Raw genomic sequence first — 24,818 nt, 5'->3', positions numbered from 1 at the left:
GGTGCAAATGTATATCGGAAACTCTAAACACCAAAATAGTTTCCAAAGTATTTTTGATTATTTAACATTTCATTAAGAAACGGAGTTTGCATTGCAGGCTTAATGCCGTAAATTAGCCGAAAATTAGTTTTATGCATGCCATTTATCAATACCAGGAATTTTTTGTTGATTATCTAGAAAAACAAACCATAAGTAAAGAGCCTAAAAATCTTTATGAACCAATTGAATATATTGTAAGTCTTGGCGGAAAAAGAATGCGTCCAGTATTAACATTAATGACTGCAGAAGTTTTTGATGTTGCATACAATCAAGCGCTTCCGGCAGCTATGGCAGTCGAAGTTTTTCATAACTTTTCATTAGTGCATGATGATATAATGGATGATGCTCCTTTGCGAAGAGGACAAAAAACAGTTCATGAAAAATGGGATCTTAATACAGGAATACTTTCTGGTGATGCAATGCTTATTTTGGCATATCAATATTTTGAGCAATATGAACCAAATACTTTTAGAGAATTAGCTAAGCTTTTTAGTAAAACAGCTTTAGAAGTTTGTGAAGGGCAACAGTTGGATGTTGATTTTGAACAAAGAAATGATGTTACAATTCCTGAATATCTAAAAATGATTGAGTATAAAACGGCAGTTTTGGTTGCGGCAGCTATGAAAATGGGTGCTATTGTGGCTAAAACATCTGAAGACAATGCCAATTTAATATATGATTTTGGATTAAAATTAGGTTTGGCTTTCCAGTTACAAGATGATTATTTAGATGCGTTTGGAGATCCAGAAACTTTTGGAAAACAAGTAGGTGGAGATATCATTGAAAATAAAAAAACATATTTGTATCTAAAAGCATTAGCACATTCTAATGAAGAGACCGCAAAGCAATTAAAAGAATTGTTTACAACACAACCTGAGGATAATTCGAAAAAAATAGAGATAGCAAAAAATATTTTTAATGCATCGGGTGCTTCAAAAGAAACGCAAGAGGCAATAGAAATGTACACACTTGAGGCTTTTAAAACATTAGATAAAATGGATATTAGCGATGAAAAGAAATTGTCATTGCGAACATTTGGTGAAAACTTAATGGGGAGAAAGGTTTAGTATTCAGTTTCCAGTTGCAGCGTTCAGTTTCCAGTTTCAGTTTTTAGTAATCAGGTTTTTATTTTAATTGAGATTCAGATTTTTAAATCTTTCAATCATTAAATCTTTCAATTTTTTAATCAAATGTTTGTAGCTCCACAAAATACAGATCTATTACTTCAGGAAGCTGAGAAAGAAGCTTTGTATCTTAAATTAATCGAACAAATTAATAAGGATTTTAATTTGGCTAATGAAGGAATTGATTTTCCGATGAGTATTTCTCCAGAAGAACTTAAGATCCAGATGCACGAAAAAGTATACCGAATGATTCAGTATAAGTTTGCCGAGTATTTAAATCTGCTTTATATTATAGATGTTTCTGAAGCCGAAATAAAAAAGCTAGACGGATCTGATTTAGTAATCCTAGCTGAACAAGTTTCTTTTTTGATCTTAAAAAGAGAATGGCAGAAGGTTTGGTTTAGGAATTTTTATAGCAGATAGAGGCGAAGACGCTAAGATTCTAAGTGGCTAAGATTTTTTACCTGGACGAATAATGTTTTTTAATCTATCTAATTCGGACCATAGCCCAAATCCATTAGAATCTATTTTGCTTCCTGTAATCTGGAAACGGCCACATTTAAAACAGATTTTTGCTATCCCTACAGTTTTTTCTTTCTTCTTAAAAATAAAAATATCCCGATATTCTGCAATGCAGGCATAACCGCTATTTTGCAGTGAATCTTTCTCACTAAATACGTTTTGAATTTCTTTTTCTTGCTTGGTTGACAAGATTGATTTTTTGTATTTGTACTTTAAGAGAAGTTTTTCAAAACTCTTCTTTGGAATACTGTCTGGATAATTCCCGTAAAAAAAATGGGAGAATTCCTTTTTCTTTTCAATTTCCTGTGCATTTTCGCCAACTAAATGCTCAAATCCTCTTTTGGAAAATTCTAAATAATAATGATCAATTTTATCTGAATCAAAAAAAGGGCTTAATTCTTTTTTTACAACTTTTAGATTTTCGACTTCAGCTTTCTTAGAATTGTTGCAACTCGAAATTAAAACAACCATTAATATAAAAAAAAATCTCTTCATTTTTGTATTTAAAAACTTAGTAACTCAGCGACTTAGAACCTTAGGAACTTCAAGTTAGAAATATACCCTCACAAACGGCATAAAAGCTTCTCCATAAATGCTTTTATTATTGTCATGTAGTACATTATAACGTACTCCCATAGTTACATTTCCTGTTCGATAACCTGCACCTAGATATAAAGATGTATTCCAGAAATTGTCACTAAAACGAGGCTCTCCAAAATATTTATAATCAGTATTAACATTGATTTGTTCTAATTCTGCCGAAAGCTGAATTTCAGGAATAGGACTTACTAATCCGATAAGACTTCCTCCGTAAAGAAAAGAAGAGTATTGGTTTTTAGAAGATACATATCCTATTTGCAGACCTACACCAACGGCAACAATTGGATTAATGTTGTAAATAGCACTCGGTAATAATGAAATATCGGTATATCCAGATCCGAAACTTAAACCGACTCCACCACCAAATTGTACATTGCTCCAGAAATCATTTTGCTTTTGTGGAATGTAATATTTTTGTTGTGCAACTGCACCAGATGAAAATAATAGACCCAAAATGATAAAAATTGATTTGAAAACGATTGAAAAATGATTTTTCTTCATAGTTAAGCGGATTTTAACAAATTTTTACGTAAAAGTACGTAAAAAAAAGATTTAAATAAACTCGATTATCGTACTTTTGCCATTCTATTTAACAAAAAGTATATTCACTAATATTATGGATAGGTTTTCATTTTTAAATGCAGCGCATACAGAGTTTTTCGCACAATTGTACGATCAATATACACAAAACCCAGATAGTGTAGAGCCAAGCTGGAGAAGTTTTTTCCAAGGTTTTGATTTTGGAATGACAACTTACAACGACGAAGCACCAGTTCAGCAAATTGTTGAATTCGCAGCTAACAACACCGATTGTAGTTTGGTATCTGAAAAATTGCAAAAAGAATTCAACGTATTAAAATTGATTGATGGATATCGTTCTCGCGGTCACTTGTTTACCAAAACAAACCCGGTAAGAGATCGTAGAACATCATCACCAACTTTAGACATCGAAAATTTTGGACTTACATCGGCAGATCTTTCGACTGTTTTCGATGCAGCCAAAGTAATTGGTGTTCCACCTTGCTCATTGCAAGATATTGTGAGACGACTTCAGGCAATTTATTGTCAGCATATCGGGGTAGAGTATATGTATATTCGTAATCCTAATGTTGTAAAATGGATTCAGGACAAACTTGGAGTAAATGACAATCAGCCGAATTTCTCTACAGATGAGAAAAAGGTTATCTTAAATAAATTAAATCAAGCAGTTTCTTTCGAGAACTTCTTGCATACCAAATATGTTGGGCAAAAACGATTCTCGCTAGAAGGAGGAGAATCAATTATTCCAGCTTTAGATGCTCTAATCGAAAAAGCAGCTGAAAAAGGAGTAGAGCAATTTGTAATGGGTATGGCTCACCGTGGACGTCTTAACGTATTGGCCAATATCTTTGGTAAATCAACGCAAGACATCTTCGGAGAATTTGATGGTAAAGATTACGATCAAGAATATTTTGATGGTGACGTAAAATACCACTTAGGACTTACTGCCGACAGAAAAACAAGAGCTGGTAAAAATATCAATATTAACCTAGCGCCAAATCCATCTCACTTAGAGACAGTTGGAGCTGTTATTGAAGGGATTACCAGAGCTAAACAAGATAAATATTACGCAGATGATTTCTCAAAAGTATTACCTATTGCCGTTCACGGTGATGCTGCGATAGCAGGACAAGGTATCTTGTACGAGATCATACAAATGGCACAATTAGACGGATATAAAACTGGAGGAACAATTCACATTGTAATTAACAACCAAGTTGGTTTTACAACGAATTACCTTGATGCACGTTCATCTACTTATTGTACAGATGTTGCCAAAGTAACACTTTCGCCAGTATTACACGTTAATGCAGATGATGCAGAAGCTGTAGTTCATGCCGTTTCATTTGCATTAGATTACAGAATGACATTTGGTCGTGATGTATTTATTGATTTATTAGGATACAGAAAATACGGTCATAACGAAGGTGACGAACCTCGTTTTACACAACCGGTTTTATATAAAATCATTGCTAAGCATCAAAATCCAAGAGATATTTATGCGCAAAAATTATTGTCAGAAGGTATTATCGATGCAACTTATGTAAATGCATTAGAGAAAGAATACAAATCGACAATGGAGGTAAACCTTGAAGCATCTCGTAAAAAAGACTTGACAATCATTACACCATTTATGCAAAATGAATGGAAAGGATTTGAGCAGGTTTCAGATGTTGTGATGTTGAAGAAATTTGATACTACTTTTGCTAAAGAAGGATTGGATTCAATCATAAAAACAATCTCAAGTTTACCATCAGACAAAAAATTCATTAACAAAATAACCAAAATTGTTACTGATAGAAAAACAGGTTATGACAACAATACTATCGATTGGGGAACTGCAGAAGCATTAGCTTACGGTTCACTATTAACAGAAGGATTTGATGTTCGTATTTCTGGTCAAGATGTAGAGCGTGGTACATTCTCACACCGTCATGCAGTGGTAAAAGTAGAAGATTCAGAAGAAGAAGTAATTCTATTGAATGCTATTGAGAACAAAAAAGGGAAATTCGGGGTATTCAACTCATTATTATCAGAGTACGGAGTTTTAGGATTTGACTACGGATATGCTTTGGCTAATCCTAATGCATTGACAATTTGGGAAGCACAATTTGGGGATTTCTCAAATGGAGCACAAATCATGATCGACCAATATATTTCATGTGGAGAAGACAAATGGAACAACCAAAATGGGATTGTTTTATTGTTACCACACGGATACGAAGGACAAGGAGCAGAGCACTCTTCAGCAAGAATGGAGCGTTACCTACAACTTTGTGCAAGACAAAACATGTATGTTGCCGATTGTACAACGCCAGCTAACTTCTTCCACTTATTGAGAAGACAAATGAAAACAACATTCCGTAAACCTTTGGTAGTTTTCTCTCCAAAAAGTTTATTGCGTGATCCAAGATGTGTATCTACAGTAGAGGAATTAGCAACTGGAAGTTTTCAAGAAACAATAGATGATAATACGGTTAACAAAAAAGACGTGAAAACATTAGTTTTTGTTACAGGTAAATTCTACTATGATATAGTTGCTGAAAGAGAAAATAATGGACGTAATGATGTTGCTGTTGTTCGTATCGAGCAATTATTCCCATTCCCAGTTGAGCAATTAAAAGCAATTATTGCACAGTACCCTAATGCAGATGATTATGTTTGGGCACAAGAAGAGCCTAAAAACATGGGAGCTTATAGTTTTATGTTAATGAACTTTGACCTTGTAAAATGGAGATTAGCATCATTAAAAGCATACGCTGCGCCAGCATCAGGAAGTTATACACGTGCAAAACGCCGTCATGCAGATGCTATCAGAATGGTTTTTGATAAAAATCTGTTCAGATAATAAGGAGCTATCGTGACCTACTGTCATCAGGGCTAAAAGAATAAAAATCAATTAACGAAAGTTGTTTTCAAAACAATTTAAAAATATAAATTCATAATTTAAAATAATAAGACATGATTTTAGAAATGAAAGTCCCATCACCAGGGGAATCAATAAAAGAAGTTGAAATTGCAACTTGGTTAGTAAAAGACGGAGATTATGTAGAAAAAGACCAGGCTATTGCTGAGGTTGATTCTGATAAAGCAACTCTTGAATTACCGGCTGAAGCTAGTGGGACAATCACATTAAAAGCTGAAGAAGGAGATGCAGTAGCAGTAGGAGCAGTAGTATGCTTAATCGATACTAGTGCAGCAAAACCATCTGGATCTGCTCCAGCAGCAGAAGCTCCAAAGGCAGAAGCGCCTAAAGCTGAAGTTAAGGCAGAAGCTCCAAAAGCGGCTCCAGCACCAGCTGCAACATATGCATCTGGGACGCCATCGCCAGCAGCAAGAAAAATTTTAGACGAAAAAAATATAACAGCTTCAACTGTTTCAGGAACAGGTAAAGATGGAAGAATCACTAAAGAAGATGCTTTAAATGCAGTACCTTCTATGGGAACTCCAACAGGAGGAAACCGTGGTTCAGAGCGTACAAAACTTTCTATGTTACGTCGTAAAGTAGCAGAAAGATTAGTAGCAGCTAAAAACGAAACAGCTATGTTAACTACATTCAATGAAGTTAACATGACACCAATAAACAACTTGCGTAACGAATACAAAGACGCTTTCAAAGCTAAACACGGAGGTGTAGGTTTAGGATTCATGTCATTCTTTACAAAAGCTGTAACAAGAGCTTTAGCATTATATCCAGACGTAAACTCTATGATGGATGGTGACTATAAAGTAGCTTATGATTTCTGTGATATCTCAATCGCAGTATCTGGACCAAAAGGATTAATGGTTCCTGTAGTTCGTAACGCAGAGAATTTGACTTTCCGTGGTGTAGAAGCAGAAATCAAAAGATTGGCTATTAAAGCGCGTGACGGACAGATTACAGTTGATGATATGACAGGTGGTACATTTACAATTACAAACGGAGGAGTTTTCGGAAGTATGTTAAGTACACCAATCATCAATCCACCACAATCAGGAATCTTAGGAATGCACAATATTATTGAGCGTCCGATTGCTGTAAATGGTAAAGTAGAAATTCACCCAATGATGTATGTGGCACTTTCTTATGACCACAGAATTATCGATGGTCGTGAGTCAGTAGGATTCTTAGTTGCTATTAAAGAAGCATTAGAAAACCCAGTTGAATTATTGATGGATAACAATCCTAAGAAAGCATTAGAGTTATAGTTTATAATAATTTTCAATTGAAAAGCCGTCATTTTTTATTAAATGACGGCTTTTTTTATGCTGATTGATATTTTTATTCTTTTACAATCTTTATCGTTTTTTCGCGACCTTCAGATTTTACTTTAAGGAAATAAATTCCTATTGCTACATGTGATAAATCAAGATCTGAATGCAGACTATTTATTTTTTTATCGAGAATGACCTTTCCAGCAACAGAGAATAGAGTTACTTCGTCAATTACCGATGAGTTTTCGATACTTAATATGTTTTTTACAGGATTAGGATGATATTTAAAACTACCAAATTCAAAATCAGGATTCGATAACGTATTAAGCTTTACAGTTACCGCTAGTCTTTCTTTACTTTCAATATCATTAATAGTTTGAGAAGCATAATAAGTAGTGTTGTCTACTAATACAGTTGATAATGGTAAAAAAGTTTCGTTTAACTTTTTAGTCTTTCCAGATGGCGAAGTAGCATTACTATACCATTTAATACCGGTACCAGAAACATTAATATCTGCAAGAGTTTGTCCCGCAGTAAGATTTAAAGTAATTGCTTTTTTGCCCTCAAATAGAGGTGAAGGTGGATTTACAATATTTTGAGTAATTAATACTATGCATCCATTTTCATCTATAACATAAGCATCATATATTCCTGGAGATATATTTGTGAAAACATTACCAGACTGATAAGGCATGTGATTTATAGAATAACTGTATTTGCCAGTTCCGCCAGTTGCATTAACCGTTATTGTTTGGTCTGTAATTACAACAGTAGCTGTAAGTGCTTTAGGTTCCTGAACTTCTATAGGGTTCATTACAGCACATCCCATGGCGTCTTTAATAACTACCCTGTACATGCCAGCAGGTATATTACGAATGGTGTAGCTATTTTCATATACACTCACAAAAGCATCCATTTTCTCTTCAATATAACAACTATAAGGCGGAGTTCCTCCAGATACAAATGACGTTATTTCTGCGTTGGAATCACCATTACATCTAACCATAGTATTTAATGTTATCGCTTCTAAAGGGGGAATCGTTATATCTTGTACAACTATAATTATTGAATTTGTGCAGCCATTTGAGTCTTTGGTATATACTGTATAAGCCCCTGGGATCATATTATAAAAATAGTTCTCGATTTGATAGGTAACTCCGTCTTTTGAATACTGATATGGAAAGGTGCCACCTGAAGCATTTAAGGTTATTAATGATTTGTAACATCCGGAATGTTTAATGGTAGCATTTAAGATAAGAGGAGAACGGCTAACGTTTAAAAGGAAAGATTTTACAGTAACATTTCCTTTGTTATTAATTCGGGCATAAACACTAGTTGATGAACCTGTACTTTCAAACGAAGTTGGGATTGGAATTGCATAAGCGCCCCTACTGGCATCATAGCTATTAAGGTGATAACTAATTGTAGTTTCGGCGGGTTTTAAATCTCCAATTATTTCTGGTTCTCGACTGGTTAAATCAAATAAAGTATTTCCATCGCAATGCACAATAGGACTGATTTGTGCATAAAAGCTAAAGGATGTAAGTAAAAAGAATAGATAGAGTAAAGTTTTTTTCATACGTATCGGTTTGTTAAATTCTGAAACAAATATACTTAAAAAACTGAATTTTAATTACATATGTATCTGTAGTTATGTGGTTTTTGAAAATAAATGAGTTTCTGTTATCAAAGGCGATGTTTTGGTATGATTTCTTTGCGCTTTTGCGACTTGGCGAGAGATTCATTCGGTAAAGTATTGTGACTTTCCTGTTAGTTTAATTAGTTTGCGAAATTATTTCGACGAACGAATTAGTGATAATTAGTGAAATTCGTGTTAGTTTATGTATTTAAACTAGCCTCTTTTTATTGCAGATATACATAATGATTATAATAGTCGATAATCGCTTTGCCCTGAAGTAAAACATCTGCTCCTATAATTCCATGAACAGGTCTGGCTTTGTATTGTCGTAAAGCTTCGTTTACGTGCGAAAGGTCAAAAATTACTAAGGCAAAATCTAAATCTTTCCAAGAACCAATTTGCAATATATTGTTAGATGCTGTTTGAGTAAGCATTCCTGTAGCACCAGCACCAGCGGCTTTAGTTTTAGAAGCTTCAGCACCCAATGCAAAACGCTCAATACTCTCAAAGCCTACACAAGTATTAGATGCACCAGTATCTAGAATGAAATTACCAGAAACACCATTGATTTTTGCTTTTATTAAAAGGTGTTGTGTTTTGGTAACTTTTAATTTTATTTTTTTGTATTTCTCTTTTTGAGAACATCGTGAAGGTTTTCCATTTTTGGTACTGATTGAATATCAAAAATAAAGCAATTACAGCCAAAAAACTAATGATGTATAGCATATAATTTGAAGATTTCTCTTCGGGAGAAATCGAACCATAATAAACAAAAGAACTCCAATAATAAGGAGATTTCTTGGCATTAGGAATCGATTTGTTGTTTAAAAAATCAAGCTTTGCATTGGCATTGGCTTCAAAATACGGAACATTGTTTTTTATGTTTTTATAAAAATCAGCCATAAAAATGGATGTTGTATAATCATTTACTTTCCATAACGAAAATAACAGGTTTTGAGCTCCGGCAAACTGAAAACCTCTTGCGATGCTCATAGCACCTTCGCCTTTATATAATTTTCCGATTCCTGTTTCGCAAGCACTTAAAACCACTAAATCGGGATTGAGTGTAAGATTGTACAATTCTGAATACAGGATTTCTTGATCGTAAAATTTAATACTTGCCGGAGTTTCGACATCGCCTGAAGAAGCATGTGTACTCAAATGTAAAATCGAATATTGGTTTGCATTATTTTTAAAGTTAGAAAAAATGGCATCTGAGTTTTCTAGATATTTCCCTTTAAAATTGCTCTGAATTGATTCCAGTTCTTTCTTCGAATAAGTCAATTCATAAGCAGTTTTTTCGAAAACAGGGAAAATCCCTAAAACAGTTTTTTCTGATTTTGAAACTGATTTTGAATTCAGATAATTACTAGCTGAAGTGTTATAGGCAATTTTAAAATTATGGAGTAAATAATGCATTTTGGCAAAATTTGTTGTGCTGGATTCCTGAGTAATCAAAGCTTCAAATGGTAAGAAATTAAGGATTCCATCGGGAATAATAATGAGGTTTTTGTAAACAGCATTTTTGGGTAATTTCAGCATATCAAAAACTTTTTTTCCGATTCTGTTATATCCAGAAATGTCATCATTAATATTGTTTGAATTACCGAAATATTCGATGAATCCCATAATTTGAGGCATTGCTGTATCGGTGATGTTAAAATGGTTCAATGCAATTTTTTTATCTTGTAATGTGAAATAATAGATTTTTTCCAAGCCCACAAAATAGTAAACCATTACGGCTTTATCTTTTTCCAGTTTTGATAAAAGCGCTTTCGTATCACAATTCTCAGGAATATAATTGAGGTTTTTGGTTTGGATTTTCTTCAGCGAAAGCATTAATTCGTTTTGTTTTTTTATTGCCGAATTAATGTTAGAAATAGTAGCTAAATCTCCTTTTTGCTGTTCTTTTAAAATGGTATTGTTTAAGTTTTGAAGCTGTTGTAATAAAGATTTCTCTTCTGCAGTAGCGGTTTTAATATTCGATCTATATCCTTTTAAAATACCCGATTTGCTTCTTTCTGATAATTGAAAAGCTTTTTCCAGATATTGAATTTTGTTTTCTTTTTTAAACAGTTCATCATAAATCGAAATGCATTTTTCGGTACGATTTCGTGTTCGTATTTGTGTAATGATTTTAGAGTTTTCATAAACCAAAACATTCATTAGTAAATCTTCAATATCAAAAGAAAGACTAAATGCTTCGAGTGCTTTTTTGGATTGATTTTGTTTAGAAAAGATTTCTGCTTGCAAATCCAGAACATCAATCAAGACCGTTTCGGCATACAATTGATTTTGATTTGGTAAACTGTTTTTTGATATTTTGTAATTCGGAATCAGGATTTTAAAAATAGCCTGAACTTGTTTTGCACTTTCATCATATTTTCCTTCATCAAAAAGTAACAATGCCTTTTCATAATACAACTTGGCTAGTTTACGAGGTTGTTGGTTTGGTGTTTCTAAAAATAATTTTTCTGCTTTTTCTAAATATGAATTTGCAATTTCAAATCGTTGCCATTGTCTGTTTAAAGCTGCTAAGTTTCGGTAAGAATTGGATAAAGTTTCCGATTGACCTTTTTCGTTTTTTAAATATTTTATAGAAGATTCAAATGCTTTTTCTGTATTAGAATAGGCATTCGATTTAACGATAAATCCATTAGTACTCAATAAATAACCATTCCCCAGATTATTCCATAAAATCCCTTTTTGATCATTTGATAGTTTTTCGGTTTTTAAGGTACTTTCTAGTAATTCAATAGCCAAAGAAATTTTACCAGAATTCTGATAAACATTTGATAAATTCAGAATTGCAGCAAATTTTTGTTTCTGAGCTTCGGGATAATTCTTAGATGTGTTTACAATATAAAAATATTGTTTTATGGTGTTTTCGGCACTATCGTAATCACCCAGAACGGTATATAAATTGCCCAAAGGTTTCAGGCAATATTCGATAATATCGTAATCTTTTAGTTTGTTTTTTTCGTATATCTGCCAAGCTTTTTCGTAACTCGCAATTGCTTTTTCTGTTTGTCCAAACTGATTTTCATAATAGGCTTTGTTGCAGTTTAAAACGACGACTGCCAGTAATTCATCTTTGGTTTTTGAATTTTGGTTTTTCCAAAACGAGGTTTCTGTATTTGTTAGATTTTGTAATGCTTTGGGAGATGGATGTGCTATAAAAGAATCGATTGCAAGATATATTTTGTCCTCCTGACGTTGCCCGAATAGAATTATCGTTGAGAAGAATAAGATATAACAATATCGTTTTTTCATAAAATGTTGTTTCGCAAAGGTTCGCAAAGCTTTTTCGCAAAGAAAATAAAAGTTTGATATTTAGAAACTTAGCGTATCTTCTTTTTCTTTGTGCAGCTTAGTGTAATAACTAAAACTTCCAAATCCCATAAAACTGAAAATAATTAAAATTCTGCTCAAAGTTTATCACATAACGGGCGCCTAAACTAGGACCAATTCGGGTAAAACCTGCCGTTAAATCAAATAAGATGCCTGTTTTAAATCCTGTGAATGAGTTTTTTATTGTGTTTGATTCCGTTTTGGCGTCCATTAAGAACTGATCGGTTCCTCCTTCAAAACTTTCTGTTTTTATGGTTTGATTCTGTTCTTCGGAAACATTGATGTTGGCTTGTAAACCTGCTCCAACTCCTATGTAATTATTAATGTTATACCGAATAAGTATAGGAACTTCCCAATTGATATTTTTGTTTTCGGTACTATTTGTTATGCGTTGAAATTGTTTCATTCCATTCGGATTTATCCCAATTCCTTCTCGTATTGTGGTGCCGCTTTCGTATTTGTTTATCGCGTTGAGCCATTCGACTTGCCAATAAAATCGATAGGATTTAAAAGGTGAAATAGTTGCGCCTACAAAGTAACTCGTTGATTTGTCTAAATCAGGATATAAATTATAACCAGCTTTAGCACCAATAGATATTCCGGGCAGGAATCGGGTAGTGGCATAATTGGTAATAATAGGCTCATTCTTGTCGAATATTATGGCGGTTCGGCTTCGGGTTTTTACTTTATGAAAGTCATCACCAAACTTCATAGAGTATTTTACAAAACCTTTGGTACTGTCTTTTTCTTTTACATTTTTTTGTTCGCTTCCGGGTAAATAAATATTTTTGAAAGTAAAGAATATCTGGTTTTTCTTTATGATTGTATCTAAACAACTTGTGGTAGGAATTTCATCTTTGGGGCAAATAGGACATTTTGGATACATATCTTCTATCTGAAATGTTTTTTTGTCGAACATATCAGGAATGTCCGTTTCGAGTCGAATCATTCTTGCTGGGCCTTCGCCATTGTTTTGGAAGCGTGTTTTAAAATTGACTCTTTTAAAACGTACTAATCTGTAATTCATAAAACTTCCGTTGGAGCCCATTTTGTTTGGGTCGTGAGAAGTCACAATTTCCATTTCTAGGTTTTTTATTTTATGATTTTTATAGCTTCGATTTGGTACAAATATTCCTCGCATGGTTACAGTTGCGCTGGTATCTTTAATCATTTCGGGAGTGGTCTTAAAAGTGTAAAATACATTTCGGGTTTCACTCGGGTTGGCATCGTCAAATTCTAAAACAGAAACATTATGATAGGTTTTATTTGCGTCTAGTAATGATGCGTCAAGATCTTCTTCGGTGGTTGTGTTTCGGTATTTTTTGGTTTTAATATTATTTTCGACTGAAGCCAAATAAGTGCTGGTATTATCAAGATCATTAACTGAAGCGATTGTATTTTCTTTTGTTTCGCGTTCGCCAGCATAGGTTCGAAAATCGACCAATTGGAAATTATTGTCTTTGAATTGTTTTTCGTTGTAAAAAAGATAGAGTTTTCCGCTAGAAACATAGTTTTCCAGATTTTGGTAGCTTACTACAACTACCATTTCCTGATCTGGAATTGGGTCACAATTTTTTAGGATTGCAAATCCATTTTGATCAGCTATCGAAGCAATATCTTTGTAGCTGTTATCGGTAATATCATTAATGGCAACTTTTTTAGGTCGTGTTGCGGGAGGTTTTCCGTTATCATAATTGTTAGTTACGGCAAGTCTTGTGGTATATGTTCCTTTGTTTTTATAAACATGTTTGGGCTCAGCTTGTTTGCTGTAATGACCATCGCCAAGTTCCCATAAATAAGAATAGCTTGGTTTTGGTGCTCCAGCAATAGGGATTAATGGCGGAGTTTCGGGTTTGAAACTTACTAGATTTCCGTTTTGATTGTAACCAATGATGGCTCTTCGGGTTATAGTATCTTTTACTTTGGTTTGTCCTATTGAGAGAATAGAAAATAGAATAAAGAAAATAGATGTTAGTGGTTTCATAACTATTGTTTTTTAGCCCTGATAGCAGTGGAAATCCTTTTTCTGACTTCTTTAGGAAGGAAAAGATTATACGTCCCGATAGTTATCGGGAAGCAGGATTAGCTTCTTGAAATTATCAGAATAAGTTTTAAACTGGATTAAATGTAAAAAAAAGTGATGAGCAAATCACCACTTTTTCTTGAAAAATATTTTGTAAGTTACTGAATAGCATTGATTGCCGCTATCAGTTGGGCTTCGGTGCCGACTGTTGTTTGGCTAAGAGTAAAAGTATAAACATCATTGGCAGCAACTGTGACTGCTTTGATAGCGTAATGCCATTGGCCATTATCTTCGGTAACAAAAATTACGTGACAGGCAAGTCCGATAGGTATTTGTCCGTAGTGTTCGCTGAATAATCCTGCAGGCGTATAAGTGTCTAGTTTTGCAAGTGCATTTGTTCCTTCACCATCGTAAGATAAATAAACTGCACTATTTATGTTGGTGTATCCTTCTGGAGCTTTTACTAATAGTGTAGTTTTAGGTCTTGGGTCACTGTAAAAACGGTCTACGTTTGTCCAGCCAAAGCTTCCGAAATGTACATAATAATTACCTCCTTCTGCCTGAACTCCATCTTTACCCCCCATTTCCAGTAGCATCTGGTTTAGGCTGTTCCCATGCTAATTCTCCTTTATCATCGATTGCGCCTTTCCAAAAAGTCATTAAATTATCGACTCCGCCAGTTAAGCTTGTAGGAACAACTAAATCCATATAACAAGTTGTTTTAAGCTCAACGCCACTTTGTGTAGCTTTAATAAAGAATTCTCCGCCTGAGATTAATAAATTTTTCTTTCCGTCGGGCATAACTCCCATAGTAGGTTTGTTGGAGATAAGCATATTGCCTTTGTCAAAAAGTTCTACGTATTCGATATCAACTACTCCAGTTACAGGATTTCCATTTTTGGTAAGGCAATCTCCGTTAATGCTTAGTTTTACTCCTTTGGCAGAAGTAAGTGTTACAACTCCTGTTCCTGCTGTGATGGTAAAGTTTTGTGTGTTTTTTTTAAGTCCTTTTTCGCTGATGCTTTTAAATGCAGCTCCAGATGGAGGAATAACAATATTGCTGTCGTTGTTGTCGCTATTGTCGCAACTTGCAAAAGTGATTATTGCTAAGAATAAAAGTCCGATTGTTTTAAAATTTGTGTTCATGATTTCTAGTTTTAATGGTTGTTATAGTAATAGATGTTTTGGGGTAATAATTTGTTACCCTAGTTTTTGGTTTTATTTTAAAAGACATTTTTCTTCAAAGAGATTGCCATCTTCATCTAAGGCAACCAGAATGTTTTTTTTCTTAGAAAGTGTAATGATTTGATACAACCAAATGATCGACCAAAAGCCGAGTGTGGTGCAAGTAAGAAAGAGTTGTAAAGAATGATTGATTTCTTTTTTCTTTTTGGATAAAACGACATATGGTAACTTTTCGTTATGCTCAATAATGACAAAACCATTTTGGATTTTGGTAGAAAGCATCTTATGAAATTGCTCTAAATTCTTATTGTTTATAAATTGATAACTTTCCATTTCTCTTAATTTTTTAATTGTTTTAAAAGACTCTTGTTTTTGTATATCAACTTGATTTTGCAATTGTTACCCATTTATGTGGAATTTGTTTTTAGATTTTTTTTACATTAGCTAATTAAAAAGTCATTTTATGAGCCAATCTAAAATTCATGTAGATCAAATATATATTGAAGGGCTTGCTGCAAATGATTCGGCAGTTATAGAATCCATCTATAAGAAGTTTGTTCCTAAAGTGGTTTCATATGTAATGAATAATTCTGGTGATAGAGATCAGGCGCAAGATGTAGTTCAGGAAATAATGATTTTGCTTTTTAATCAGGCTAAAGCCAATGTCTTACAATTGACTTGCCCATTTGATGCTTACTTTTTTTTGTTGTGTAAAAGAAAGTGGTTGAATGAACTAAAAAAAACATCGAATAAAGGGGTAACAATTAACGAAGATGCAGCATCTATAAATGAATCTGCACACGAATTGGTTGATCAAGCCGAAGAATTTGAAGAAAAACAGCAATTGTTCGACACTATGTTTCAGAAATTAGGAGACAAATGTCAAGAGTTGCTAAAGTTAAGCTTTACGATAAAATCGATGGAAGAAGTGGCCGAGAAACTAAATGTTACTTACGGCTATGTTCGCAAAAAAAATCGCTTTGTATTGGTCAGTTAACCGAGTGGATTCAGGAAAGTAAAAACTTTAAATCTCTAAAAAACAAGTAGCCATGAACGAAGAACGCTATATATTATTCGATCAATATCTTCAGGGAGAGATGACTGTTGAAGAAAAAAATAGTTTTGAAAAACAATTAGCTGAAAATCCAGAATTTGCTTCGGCATTTGAGACTTTTAAAACGGTAAATCTTCATTTGGAAACCAAATTTGGTTATAAAAAAGAAAGAGAAGAGTTTAAAGAAAATCTAACTCAGATTTCGAATTCTCATTTTAATAAAAAGAAGAAAAAATCCAAAGCAGTATCCTTAAAGCCTTGGTATTATGCAGTAGCTGCTTCTGTGGCCGTTTTAATTGGTTTGTTCTTTTTCAATTATGATTCGAACCCTACTTTTGAAGATTTTAATCATCCTGAGCAAGCTTCTTTTACCGAAAGAGGGGATTTAAATATTACTTTAAAACAAGCTGAAATCGCATTTAATGCAAGAAAGTATAAAGAAGCAATTCCTCTTTTTGAGGAAACTCTAAAAGGAATAAAAACACCTGAAGTTCAATATTTTTATGGTGTTGCATTACTACAAGAAAATGAGTTTCAGAAAGCCGAAACGGTCTTTAACGAATTAAAAATGGGAACATCTGTATATAAAGACAAAGCACTATGGAATCTTGCTTTGAGCAAATTAAAACAGAAAGATTACCAATCGTGTAAAGAAATTTTGGAGACAATTTCTCAAGATTATGAAGGCTATGATGATGTACAAGAACTCTTGAACGAATTGGATTAAGAAGTTTTTTACTAAATAGAAAAAGAGTTTACACAAGGATTCGCAAAGAGTTAAGATACTTTGCGAATTTTTTTGTAGCGTTACTTGCGGAACTTCGGCTTCGCTCAGTTTGACAATATTGGGACGAGACAAGATTACGAATAGAAAATCCGTTTAATCTGCGTATCATTTGCCATAATATTTTCGAGATACTCAGTCTGACAAGGGGTGTGTAAAACAATGATAAATAGAAAAAAAGCAACATTCTTTGTTGCTTTTTTTTATGATTATAATCAAGTTAGGATTTTAATTTCTAAATTCGATTTTGCAAATACACTAACCTCAAACTATTTATAATTTAAATCTTTTTACTGAATGCAAAAAATTACCCTATTTCTTCTTCTTGTTTTCTCACATACCATTTTTAGTCAAACCAAAATTACCGAAACCGAAAAATTAGCTGCCACTTGTAAAGTATGGGGCTTTTTAAAATATTACCACCCAAAAGTAGCCAATGGTGATTTTAATTGGGACAATCAACTTCTTGAAGTCTTACCAAAAATTGACAAAGCACAAACAAAAGAAGAATTTTCGTTAGTAATAGAAAACTGGATTGATTCATTAGGCGAAGTACCATCGATTGCGCCAATTACTCCTGCAACAGCTGTTGAGTATTTTGATAAAAATTTTGATTTATCATGGATTAACACCAATAAACTGTTTTCGAAAAAACTTTCAAAAAAGTTGCAATTTATTGAGGTAAATAGATTCCAAGGAGTTCAGTTTTATATTGATGGAGCAGAACATGTAGGGAATGTTACCTTGAAAAATGAAAGTTATCTGAATCCAGATTTCAATGATACAAATTCAAAGCTCCGAATGTTGTTTATGTATTGGAATCTAATTGAATACTTTTTTCCTTATAAATATCAAATGGGTGAGAAATGGGAAACAGTTTTAGAAAAAGCAGTACCTAATGTCATCATTGCAAAAGATGCAAGTAGTTTTTTTACTGCAATGAGAAAAGTAGTGAGTAAACTGGATGATAGTCATGTTGAATTTGTTACCTATCAATCTTCGTCAAATTCTAATATTAAAACTTATTTTCCAGCTGATGGGAAGATAATTGATGAAAAAATAGTTGTTACAGAAATTTTAGGAGATAGTTTAGCACAAGCGGATGATATAAAAATTGGGGATGTAATTACCAAAGTAAATGATAAAAGTATTAAAGAGTATATAGCAGAGAATAGGGATTTAATTTGTGCGTCAAATGAAGCGTCGTATCTAGATAAATTGGTAAAGGTAATCTTGATGAATAATTTGGATACTGTTAAAGTTGAGTTTTTAAAAGATGGTAAGTACGCAATTAAAATAATGACTTGGTTTGATTATCATGATTCTCATAGGAATGAATTTAAAAAAGGGGCTCAAAAAAAGAAAGATAAATTCAAAGTTTTAGAGAATAATATTGGTTATGTCGATATGGGGATTATAAAAACTAGACATATTCCAGATATGATTGAAATGCTCAAACCTACTAAAGCTATTATTTTTGATATGAGAAATTATCCTAATGGTACTTATGAGGAAATTTCAAAATTTTTGAATCCTCAGGAAAAGCAATTTGCAATATATACTCGTCCAGATTTGAGTTATCCTGGTAGGTATAGATGGAGCGGGGGATCTTCTAGTGGTTTTGAAAATAAAGATAATTATAAGGGAAAAGTAATTGTATTGCTTAACGAAAAATCTGTGAGTCAGTCCGAATGGACAGCAATGTGTTTTCAAACAGCAGGTAATACGACTATTATTGGAAGTCAAACTGCTGGTGCCGATGGGAATGTAAGTCATTTTGACTACAAGGGATTTCATACGCTATTTTCAGGAATTGGGGTTTATTATCCCGATAAACGTCAGACACAAAGAATAGGAATTGTTCCAGATATAGAAGTTAAACCTACGATTTTAGGGATTCAGCAAGGAAAAGATGAGGTTCTTGATCGTGCTTTGTTGTTTGTTGAAACGGGAAAATAGACTTAGTTTTTCCGTTATCAGAAAAGCAATATTTTATCTAAAGCAATGATAAGTAAATAGTAAAGTGATAATTTCTGTCTCTTTTTTAGTAATTGTAATCAAATTGGGAAAGTTTTTATTATTGTCGTAATTTTGGGCTTTTAAAATTATAAAATTGAATCCAAATACAATTATTACTGATACACATACCCATTTATACTCAGAAGAATTTGATCAAGACCGCGATCAGATGATTCAAAGAGCAATCGATGCAGGTGTTTCTCGTTTTTTTATTCCTGCAATTGATGCTGCTTCTACACAACCAATGTATGATTTGGAGCAGAAATATCCAGATAATGTGTTCTTAATGATGGGTTTGCATCCCACTTACGTGAAAGATAATTATCTTGATGAGCTAAAGCATGTAGAAACGGAATTAGCAAAACGAAAATTCTATGCAGTTGGAGAAATCGGAATCGATTTGTATTGGGATAAAACACATCTTAAGGAACAACAAATTGCTTTTAGAACCCAGATTCAATGGGCAAAACAATATAAATTACCAATTGTGATTCATTGCCGTGATGCTTTTGATGAAATTTTTGAAATTTTAGAAGAAGAAAAATCAGCTGATTTATTTGGAATCTTTCATTGCTTTACAGGAACTCATGAGCAAGCTTTACAAGCGATATCCTATAATATGAAGCTCGGAATCGGCGGTGTAGTAACATTTAAAAATGGAAAAATCGATCAATTTTTGAATCAGATCGATTTAAAACATATAGTGTTAGAAACTGATTCGCCTTATTTAGCACCAATTCCTTTTCGCGGCAAGCGAAACGAAAGTAGTTATCTGGTGAACGTTGTGTCGAAATTAGCCGATATATATGATGTTTCCGATGAAGAAATAGCAACAATAACAACCCAAAACTCAAAAGACGTTTTTGGGATTTAACTTAGAACATATGATACTTTAATTTTTTTTTTGTTCATTTGTCCACTTAAATATAGATATTAATAATGCAGAAATTTGATGCGATTCGACCGTTTTATGATTCAGAAGTAAATGAAGCCCTTCATGGTGTGGCAAATCATCCAATGATGAAAGCCATGATGAACTTTTCATTTCCAGAGTTAGAAGACGAAGTTTGGAAGGAACAATTGAAGAGAACTCACTCTATTCGTGATTTTCAATGCAATTTTATTTATCAGACAATTCAGAAAGTTTTAGAAAGAAGCTCAGAAGGATTAACCACTTCGGGGTTTGAGAAACTTGAAAAAAACACTTCTTATTTATTTGTTTCTAATCATAGAGACATTCTTTTAGATACAACATTATTAAATGTTTGCTTATTCGAGCATGGATTGGTAATGACAGCTTCGGCAATTGGAGACAATTTAGTTAAGAAAAGTTTCTTAAATATATTAGCAAAATTAAACCGTAATTTCTTGGTTCTTCGTGGACTTTCTCCTAGAGAAATGTTACAAAGTTCAAAGTTATTGTCGGAGTATATCGGACATTTATTGTTCCGCGAAAACCGTTCTGTTTGGATTGCACAGCGTGAAGGAAGAACTAAAGACGGAAATGACGCTACAAATCCAGGTGTTTTAAAAATGCTAGGAATGGGATCGGATGAAGCAAACTTGATGGATTATTTCAAGAAAATGAAAATAGTTCCAGTATCTATTTCATACGAATATGACCCGACGGATGCGTTAAAAATGCCACAGTTAATGGCAGAAGCTAATAACGAGATTTACATTAAAGAAAAAAATGAAGATTTCATGACCATTTTAAGTGGTATCATGGGAACTAAAAAAAGAATACATATTTCTGTTGGGGATGTTTTAGATAAAGAAATAGACCAGATCGCCGCAGAAAATGACAATGCGAACAAACAAATTCAGGCGTTGGCACAGGCTATAGATGATTCTATATTGAAGAACTATAAATTATGGCCGACTAATTATATCGCTTACGATATTTTAAATAAAACAGATAAGTTCTCTCATTTGTATAAAGAAAACGAGAAATCATTATTTGAAAGACGTTTAGAAATGCGTATTGGTAGCGATAATCCAATTGCAGTACAAGGGATTTTGGCAATGTATGCCAATCCAGTTGTCAATAAATTAAAATACGAAGATGCCATCTAAAGCCAAAATACTTTTAATTTATACCGGAGGAACTATCGGTATGAGTAAAGATTTTGAGACTGGAGCGCTCAAAGCCTTCAACTTTAATAAATTATTGCAAAAAATTCCTGAGCTAAAACAATTGGATTGTGAAATCGAAACGGTTTCATATGACAATCCTATTGATTCATCGAATATGAATCCGGATAAGTGGACAGAAATTGCCCTGATTATCGAGGATAATTACAATTCTTTTGATGGATTTGTAGTTTTGCACGGTTCGGATACCATGTCATACTCAGCATCAGCATTGAGCTTTATGCTCGAAAATTTAGCAAAACCAGTTATTTTTACTGGATCGCAATTGCCAATTGGAGATTTGCGCACCGATGCTAAAGAAAATCTTATTACGGCGATTCAGATTGCTTCACTTCAGGAAAATGGGAAGCCTGTAATTAATGAAGTTTGCTTGTATTTTGAATACAAATTGTATCGTGGTAACAGAACTTCTAAAGTAAATGCAGAGCATTTTAAAGCTTTTACAGCTCCAAATTATCCTGAATTAGTAGAATCTGGAGTTCACTTAAAATTAAACAGACATTTGTTTCTTCCTATAAAAACAGATGCTAAACTGATTGTTCACAAAAAGCTAGACAATCATGTTGCTATCATAAAAATGTTTCCGGGAATGAGCGAAATTGTTTTTGCAGGAATACTAACAATCCCGGGTTTAAAAGGAATTGTTCTTGAAACCTATGGATCTGGTAATGCACCAACAGAAGACTGGTTTCTGAATGCCATTAAAAAAGCAATTCAATCAGGTATACATATCGTAAACGTAACGCAATGTTCAGGCGGAAGTGTGAATATGGGACAATATGAAACAAGTACTGAGCTTAAACAACTTGGTATTATCTCAGGAAAAGATATTACAACCGAAGCTGCAATTACAAAACTAATGTATTTGTTAGGACATGAAATTGAAGCCGAAAACTTTAAAACTGTTTTTGAAACGGCATTACGCGGTGAGATTTCTCTTTAAATTCATTAAACATATTAGGTAGGTGATCTAAGTCCATTTTCGTGAAGTTCTTCCCCAATATTGTCATTTCGACGAAAGGAGAAATCTTCATGAGAAATTCCGTTATCATAATCGCCAATCTTTGTCGAGTTACTTGCTAAGATTTCTCCTTTCGTCGAAATGACAAGTTTGTCGATAATTAGGATTTCGGCTCAGGTTATTTATGCCAGACTTATATTTTCTTATATCACTTATCTGGTTTAAGCTGTGCTTTCTTTTGGGCTTTAAAAAACAGGAATTTATTAATTCTTATAACGAACCTCGCAAGTTTCAAACTCTTCTTGAGAACTAACTTTTTTGTAATACACATAAACAATTACTGAGATAATACATACTATTCCTTGTATTGCAACTGTGTGGCGTACTCCTAATGTGTGTGACACATACCCAATTATTAAACTTCCCACAGGAATCATTCCTTGATAGGCCATAAGATAATAACTAATGCTTCTCGAACGCATATTAACGGTGCTTTGTGTTTGGATGTATATGTTTATCGATGAGGTTTGTGCCATCATTCCAACGCCACTTAATCCCATGCAAATAAGAGCTATTGTTAAACTGTTTGAATAGGCCAAAATAATAATACTAAAGCCCATTAAAAGACTGGCAGCAATCATTATTTTATTCATGTTTTTTGCTGTTTTTAAATTAGCCAGATAGATAGCCGATATAATAGAGCCAATACCAGCAGCACTTTCAAACCAACTAAAAGTTTCAGCATTACCACTAAAGATATCTTTTGCAAAAACAGGCATTAGCGTATTGAAAGAGATAACAAACAAACTACTGCACATTAGCATTAAAAGCATTCTTGCCATTTCTTTTTCTTTTTTTACATAATCCCAGCCTTCAATAAAATCTTCAAGCATTTTAAGTTTATCAGTTGCTTTAATGTGAGGGGTAATTTTCATCATTAATAAAGAAATAATAACTGGAATATAACTCAGGAAGTTTCCAATAAAACAGATGTCTTCTCCATATTGATGCAAAATAATTCCCGCTAAGGCAGGACCAGCAATTCGAGCAAAATTATTAAGAGTAGAATTTAAAGCAACTGCATTGGGTAAGTCCTCTTTATTGTCAACGATATCAATCATCATTGTTTGCCTGCAGGTCATATCAAATGCATTTATGATTCCCTGAAAAAGACTCAATGCTAAAATGAAGTTGATGTTATATATTTTGAGATAAATAAGTAGAGCCAATGCACCAGCTTGAAACATTGCTAAAGATTGCAAGATAATCATACTGCGGTGTCTGTCGTAACGGCCAATGATGCTTCCGGCCAAAGGAGCAAGAAACAAAGAAGGGATCATACTTAAAAAAGTAGCCAACCCCAATAGAAAAACAGAACCTGTAATGCTATAAACCATCCAACTTACGGCAGTTTTTTGCAACCATGTACCAATTACAGATACTGATTGTCCGTAAAAGAATAGTTTGAAGTTTTTTGATTTTAATGCCTTAAACATGATGCTGAATATTTTTTTACAAAGTTCGGGATTATGATTTCATTAGAAAAATTAATAATTTTACTGATACTAAGTAGTAAAACTTATCAATATGGAAATCTATCAATTGCACTATTTTATTAAAACAGCAGAAGTACTTCATTTTACAAAAGCTGCCGAATTGTGTTTTGTAACCCAATCGGGATTATCACAGCAAATAAAAAAACTCGAAGAAGAACTCGGAATGCCTTTGTTTGCTAGGATTGGTAAAAAAGTGCAACTCACCGAAGCCGGGGCGGTTTTTTTGATCCATGCCAAACAAGTAATAGAAAACGTTCAGAACGGGAAGCAAGCGATTGATGATTTGAATGAAATGATTGGTGGCGAATTACGAATTGGGGTAACCTATATTTTTGGTCTTTTGGTTTTGCCAATTGTAAATTTATTTGCGAGAACCTACCCGAATTTAAAAATTGTGGTTGAATATGGGACTACAGAACCCATGCAGAAAAAATTATTGAATAATGAGCTGGATTTAGTTTTATTAATTTCTTCATATGAAATAGAAGAGCCATTTCATAAAGTTCCTTTGTTTACTTCTGATTTAGTTATGGCTGTTGCTAAATCACATGAACTCGCAAGTTTAGATACAATTGCTTTTAAAGAAATAGAAAAGCTACCACTTATTTTACCAGCAAGGGGGTTTAATTCAAGAGAGTTTTTGGATGAATTGTTTATAAAGAATAATATGAAACCTCGAGTTTCTATAGAACTAAATGCAATTCATGCCTTATTTCGATTGGTTGAAGGTGGCCATTGGGCGACTGTAGTTACTGAAAAAGCACTAAAAGGCTGGGATAACCTTAAAGCGATTCAGATAACGGGAGTGGCTACCAAGAGAGATTCGTTTATGCTTACTATCGGAGGAGCATATCAAAAAAAGGCAGTAAAACTGTTTGTAGAAGAATTTAGGAAAAGTATGTAAGGATTAGTTGATTTTATTTTAATAGCTCAGTTTTTTTCATGTTATTTGCAATCCTATAATAGAGAGGTGGCCGAGTGGCTGAAGGCGCACGCTTGGAAAGCGTGTATATGGCAACATATCGTGGGTTCGAATCCCATCCTCTCTGCAAAAAGAAACCCTTGTGAAGTTT

General features: G+C 33.5%; 19 protein-coding genes, 1 tRNA gene and 2 pseudogenes. 12 read left to right on the top strand and 10 right to left on the bottom strand.

Features of this window, described 5'->3' with window-relative positions:
* Positions 1 to 131: 131 nt before the first annotated feature.
* Complete coding sequence (locus EAG11_RS16535) at positions 132 to 1,106, top strand: polyprenyl synthetase family protein (protein WP_129540124.1); 975 nt, start codon at positions 132 to 134, stop codon at positions 1,104 to 1,106.
* A 123-nt stretch (positions 1,107 to 1,229) separates the two neighbouring features.
* Positions 1,230 to 1,586, top strand: coding sequence for a hypothetical protein (locus tag EAG11_RS16530; RefSeq protein ID WP_129540123.1), 357 nt, complete (start codon positions 1,230 to 1,232; stop codon positions 1,584 to 1,586).
* Between the two features lie 27 nt (positions 1,587 to 1,613).
* On the opposite strand, the gene EAG11_RS16525 is transcribed toward EAG11_RS16530, so the two are convergent.
* Both EAG11_RS16525 and EAG11_RS16520 read right to left on the bottom strand, forming a co-directional pair.
* The gene (locus EAG11_RS16525) at positions 1,614 to 2,180 is read right to left on the bottom strand and encodes a hypothetical protein (RefSeq protein ID WP_129540122.1); all 567 of its coding nucleotides are present in this window, start codon (positions 2,178 to 2,180) and stop codon (positions 1,614 to 1,616) included.
* A 54-nt stretch (positions 2,181 to 2,234) separates the two neighbouring features.
* Complete coding sequence (locus EAG11_RS16520; RefSeq protein ID WP_129540121.1) at positions 2,235 to 2,786, bottom strand: hypothetical protein; 552 nt, start codon at positions 2,784 to 2,786, stop codon at positions 2,235 to 2,237.
* A 115-nt stretch (positions 2,787 to 2,901) separates the two neighbouring features.
* Between EAG11_RS16520 and EAG11_RS16515 the strand changes: the two genes are divergently transcribed.
* Both EAG11_RS16515 and odhB read left to right on the top strand, forming a co-directional pair.
* Positions 2,902 to 5,673: a 2-oxoglutarate dehydrogenase E1 component gene (locus EAG11_RS16515; RefSeq protein WP_129540120.1), complete on the top strand. Its 2,772-nt coding sequence runs from the start codon at positions 2,902 to 2,904 to the stop codon at positions 5,671 to 5,673.
* Between the two features lie 113 nt (positions 5,674 to 5,786).
* Complete coding sequence (gene odhB / locus EAG11_RS16510) at positions 5,787 to 7,013, top strand: 2-oxoglutarate dehydrogenase complex dihydrolipoyllysine-residue succinyltransferase (protein WP_129540119.1); 1,227 nt, start codon at positions 5,787 to 5,789, stop codon at positions 7,011 to 7,013.
* A 73-nt stretch (positions 7,014 to 7,086) separates the two neighbouring features.
* On the opposite strand, the gene EAG11_RS16505 is transcribed toward odhB, so the two are convergent.
* The 7 genes and pseudogenes from EAG11_RS16505 to EAG11_RS16480 form a co-directional block, all read right to left on the bottom strand.
* A complete protein-coding gene (locus EAG11_RS16505; RefSeq protein WP_129540118.1) occupies positions 7,087 to 8,598 on the bottom strand; it encodes a T9SS type A sorting domain-containing protein in 1,512 nt (503 codons plus the stop codon).
* Between the two features lie 284 nt (positions 8,599 to 8,882).
* A pseudogene (locus tag EAG11_RS16500) lies at positions 8,883 to 9,319 on the bottom strand (retropepsin-like aspartic protease).
* 155 nt (positions 9,320 to 9,474) lie between these two features.
* Positions 9,475 to 10,200: pseudogene (locus tag EAG11_RS22915) on the bottom strand (CHAT domain-containing protein); the annotation flags it as partial.
* Between the two features lie 1,840 nt (positions 10,201 to 12,040).
* Positions 12,041 to 13,993 carry a PKD domain-containing protein gene (locus EAG11_RS16490; RefSeq protein ID WP_129540116.1) on the bottom strand — a complete coding sequence of 651 codons (1,953 nt, stop codon included), beginning with the start codon at positions 13,991 to 13,993 and terminating at the stop codon, positions 12,041 to 12,043.
* Positions 13,994 to 14,190: 197 nt separating this feature from the next.
* Positions 14,191 to 14,616 carry a hypothetical protein gene (locus tag EAG11_RS22440; protein WP_242499186.1) on the bottom strand — a complete coding sequence of 142 codons (426 nt, stop codon included), beginning with the start codon at positions 14,614 to 14,616 and terminating at the stop codon, positions 14,191 to 14,193.
* Positions 14,606 to 15,178, bottom strand: coding sequence for a hypothetical protein (locus EAG11_RS22435; protein WP_242499185.1), 573 nt, complete (start codon positions 15,176 to 15,178; stop codon positions 14,606 to 14,608). Before EAG11_RS22435 ends, EAG11_RS22440 begins: the two co-directional genes overlap by 11 nt.
* A gap of 72 nt (positions 15,179 to 15,250) precedes the next feature.
* Complete coding sequence (locus EAG11_RS16480) at positions 15,251 to 15,613, bottom strand: hypothetical protein (protein WP_371414603.1); 363 nt, start codon at positions 15,611 to 15,613, stop codon at positions 15,251 to 15,253.
* A 67-nt stretch (positions 15,614 to 15,680) separates the two neighbouring features.
* Here EAG11_RS16480 and EAG11_RS16475 point away from each other — a divergent pair, with 67 nt between their 5' ends.
* The 6 genes from EAG11_RS16475 (at position 15,681) to EAG11_RS16450 (ending at position 22,171) form a co-directional block, all read left to right on the top strand.
* Positions 15,681 to 16,214 (top strand): RNA polymerase sigma factor, encoded by a 534-nt coding sequence (locus tag EAG11_RS16475; RefSeq protein WP_371414602.1) that lies wholly within the window; start codon positions 15,681 to 15,683, stop codon positions 16,212 to 16,214.
* A 52-nt stretch (positions 16,215 to 16,266) separates the two neighbouring features.
* Positions 16,267 to 16,998, top strand: a complete 732-nt coding sequence (locus tag EAG11_RS16470; protein WP_129540115.1) for a tol-pal system YbgF family protein — start codon at positions 16,267 to 16,269, stop codon at positions 16,996 to 16,998.
* 354 nt (positions 16,999 to 17,352) lie between these two features.
* Positions 17,353 to 19,014 carry a S41 family peptidase gene (locus tag EAG11_RS16465; protein WP_129540114.1) on the top strand — a complete coding sequence of 554 codons (1,662 nt, stop codon included), beginning with the start codon at positions 17,353 to 17,355 and terminating at the stop codon, positions 19,012 to 19,014.
* Positions 19,015 to 19,243: 229 nt separating this feature from the next.
* Positions 19,244 to 19,948: a TatD family hydrolase gene (locus EAG11_RS16460; RefSeq protein WP_371414645.1), complete on the top strand. Its 705-nt coding sequence runs from the start codon at positions 19,244 to 19,246 to the stop codon at positions 19,946 to 19,948.
* 65 nt (positions 19,949 to 20,013) lie between these two features.
* Positions 20,014 to 21,150, top strand: coding sequence for a 1-acyl-sn-glycerol-3-phosphate acyltransferase (locus EAG11_RS16455; protein ID WP_129540112.1), 1,137 nt, complete (start codon positions 20,014 to 20,016; stop codon positions 21,148 to 21,150).
* Positions 21,140 to 22,171, top strand: a complete 1,032-nt coding sequence (locus tag EAG11_RS16450) for an asparaginase (protein ID WP_129540111.1) — start codon at positions 21,140 to 21,142, stop codon at positions 22,169 to 22,171. The genes EAG11_RS16455 and EAG11_RS16450 overlap by 11 nt, the downstream gene beginning before the upstream one ends.
* 281 nt (positions 22,172 to 22,452) lie before the next feature.
* Here EAG11_RS16450 and EAG11_RS16445 read toward each other — a convergent pair whose 3' ends face one another.
* Positions 22,453 to 23,685 (bottom strand): MFS transporter, encoded by a 1,233-nt coding sequence (locus tag EAG11_RS16445; protein ID WP_129540110.1) that lies wholly within the window; start codon positions 23,683 to 23,685, stop codon positions 22,453 to 22,455.
* A 91-nt stretch (positions 23,686 to 23,776) separates the two neighbouring features.
* Between EAG11_RS16445 and EAG11_RS16440 the strand changes: the two genes are divergently transcribed.
* Together EAG11_RS16440 and EAG11_RS16435 are read left to right on the top strand one after the other, a co-directional pair.
* Entirely contained in the window at positions 23,777 to 24,649 is an 873-nt protein-coding gene (locus tag EAG11_RS16440) for a LysR substrate-binding domain-containing protein (protein WP_129540109.1), read from the top strand.
* A gap of 60 nt (positions 24,650 to 24,709) precedes the next feature.
* A tRNA-Ser gene (locus EAG11_RS16435) sits at positions 24,710 to 24,794 on the top strand.
* The last annotated feature ends 24 nt before the right edge of the window (positions 24,795 to 24,818 follow it).

The sequence above is a fragment of the Flavobacterium sp. 140616W15 genome, from assembly GCF_003668995.1.
Taxonomy (GTDB): domain Bacteria; phylum Bacteroidota; class Bacteroidia; order Flavobacteriales; family Flavobacteriaceae; genus Flavobacterium.
Note: the sequence above shows the minus strand (reverse complement) of the source record. Positions and strands in the feature narration are given on the sequence as shown.

Bases quoted from the DNA above. Each gene is read 5' to 3' on its own strand.
- EAG11_RS16535 (WP_129540124.1), top strand. From the start codon at position 132: ATGCATGCCATTTATCAATACCAGGAATTTTTTGTTGATTATCTAGAA.
- EAG11_RS16530 (WP_129540123.1), top strand. From the start codon at position 1,230: ATGTTTGTAGCTCCACAAAATACAGATCTATTACTTCAGGAAGCTGAG.
- EAG11_RS16525 (WP_129540122.1), bottom strand. From the start codon at position 2,180: ATGAAGAGATTTTTTTTTATATTAATGGTTGTTTTAATTTCGAGTTGC.
- EAG11_RS16520 (WP_129540121.1), bottom strand. From the start codon at position 2,786: ATGAAGAAAAATCATTTTTCAATCGTTTTCAAATCAATTTTTATCATT.
- EAG11_RS16515 (WP_129540120.1), top strand. From the start codon at position 2,902: ATGGATAGGTTTTCATTTTTAAATGCAGCGCATACAGAGTTTTTCGCA.
- odhB (WP_129540119.1), top strand. From the start codon at position 5,787: ATGATTTTAGAAATGAAAGTCCCATCACCAGGGGAATCAATAAAAGAA.
- EAG11_RS16505 (WP_129540118.1), bottom strand. From the start codon at position 8,598: ATGAAAAAAACTTTACTCTATCTATTCTTTTTACTTACATCCTTTAGC.
- EAG11_RS16490 (WP_129540116.1), bottom strand. From the start codon at position 13,993: ATGAAACCACTAACATCTATTTTCTTTATTCTATTTTCTATTCTCTCA.
- EAG11_RS22440 (WP_242499186.1), bottom strand. From the start codon at position 14,616: ATGGGGGGTAAAGATGGAGTTCAGGCAGAAGGAGGTAATTATTATGTA.
- EAG11_RS22435 (WP_242499185.1), bottom strand. From the start codon at position 15,178: ATGAACACAAATTTTAAAACAATCGGACTTTTATTCTTAGCAATAATC.
- EAG11_RS16475 (WP_371414602.1), top strand. From the start codon at position 15,681: ATGAGCCAATCTAAAATTCATGTAGATCAAATATATATTGAAGGGCTT.
- EAG11_RS16470 (WP_129540115.1), top strand. From the start codon at position 16,267: ATGAACGAAGAACGCTATATATTATTCGATCAATATCTTCAGGGAGAG.
- EAG11_RS16465 (WP_129540114.1), top strand. From the start codon at position 17,353: ATGCAAAAAATTACCCTATTTCTTCTTCTTGTTTTCTCACATACCATT.
- EAG11_RS16460 (WP_371414645.1), top strand. From the start codon at position 19,244: ATGATTCAAAGAGCAATCGATGCAGGTGTTTCTCGTTTTTTTATTCCT.
- EAG11_RS16455 (WP_129540112.1), top strand. From the start codon at position 20,014: ATGCAGAAATTTGATGCGATTCGACCGTTTTATGATTCAGAAGTAAAT.
- EAG11_RS16450 (WP_129540111.1), top strand. From the start codon at position 21,140: ATGCCATCTAAAGCCAAAATACTTTTAATTTATACCGGAGGAACTATC.
- EAG11_RS16445 (WP_129540110.1), bottom strand. From the start codon at position 23,685: ATGTTTAAGGCATTAAAATCAAAAAACTTCAAACTATTCTTTTACGGA.
- EAG11_RS16440 (WP_129540109.1), top strand. From the start codon at position 23,777: ATGGAAATCTATCAATTGCACTATTTTATTAAAACAGCAGAAGTACTT.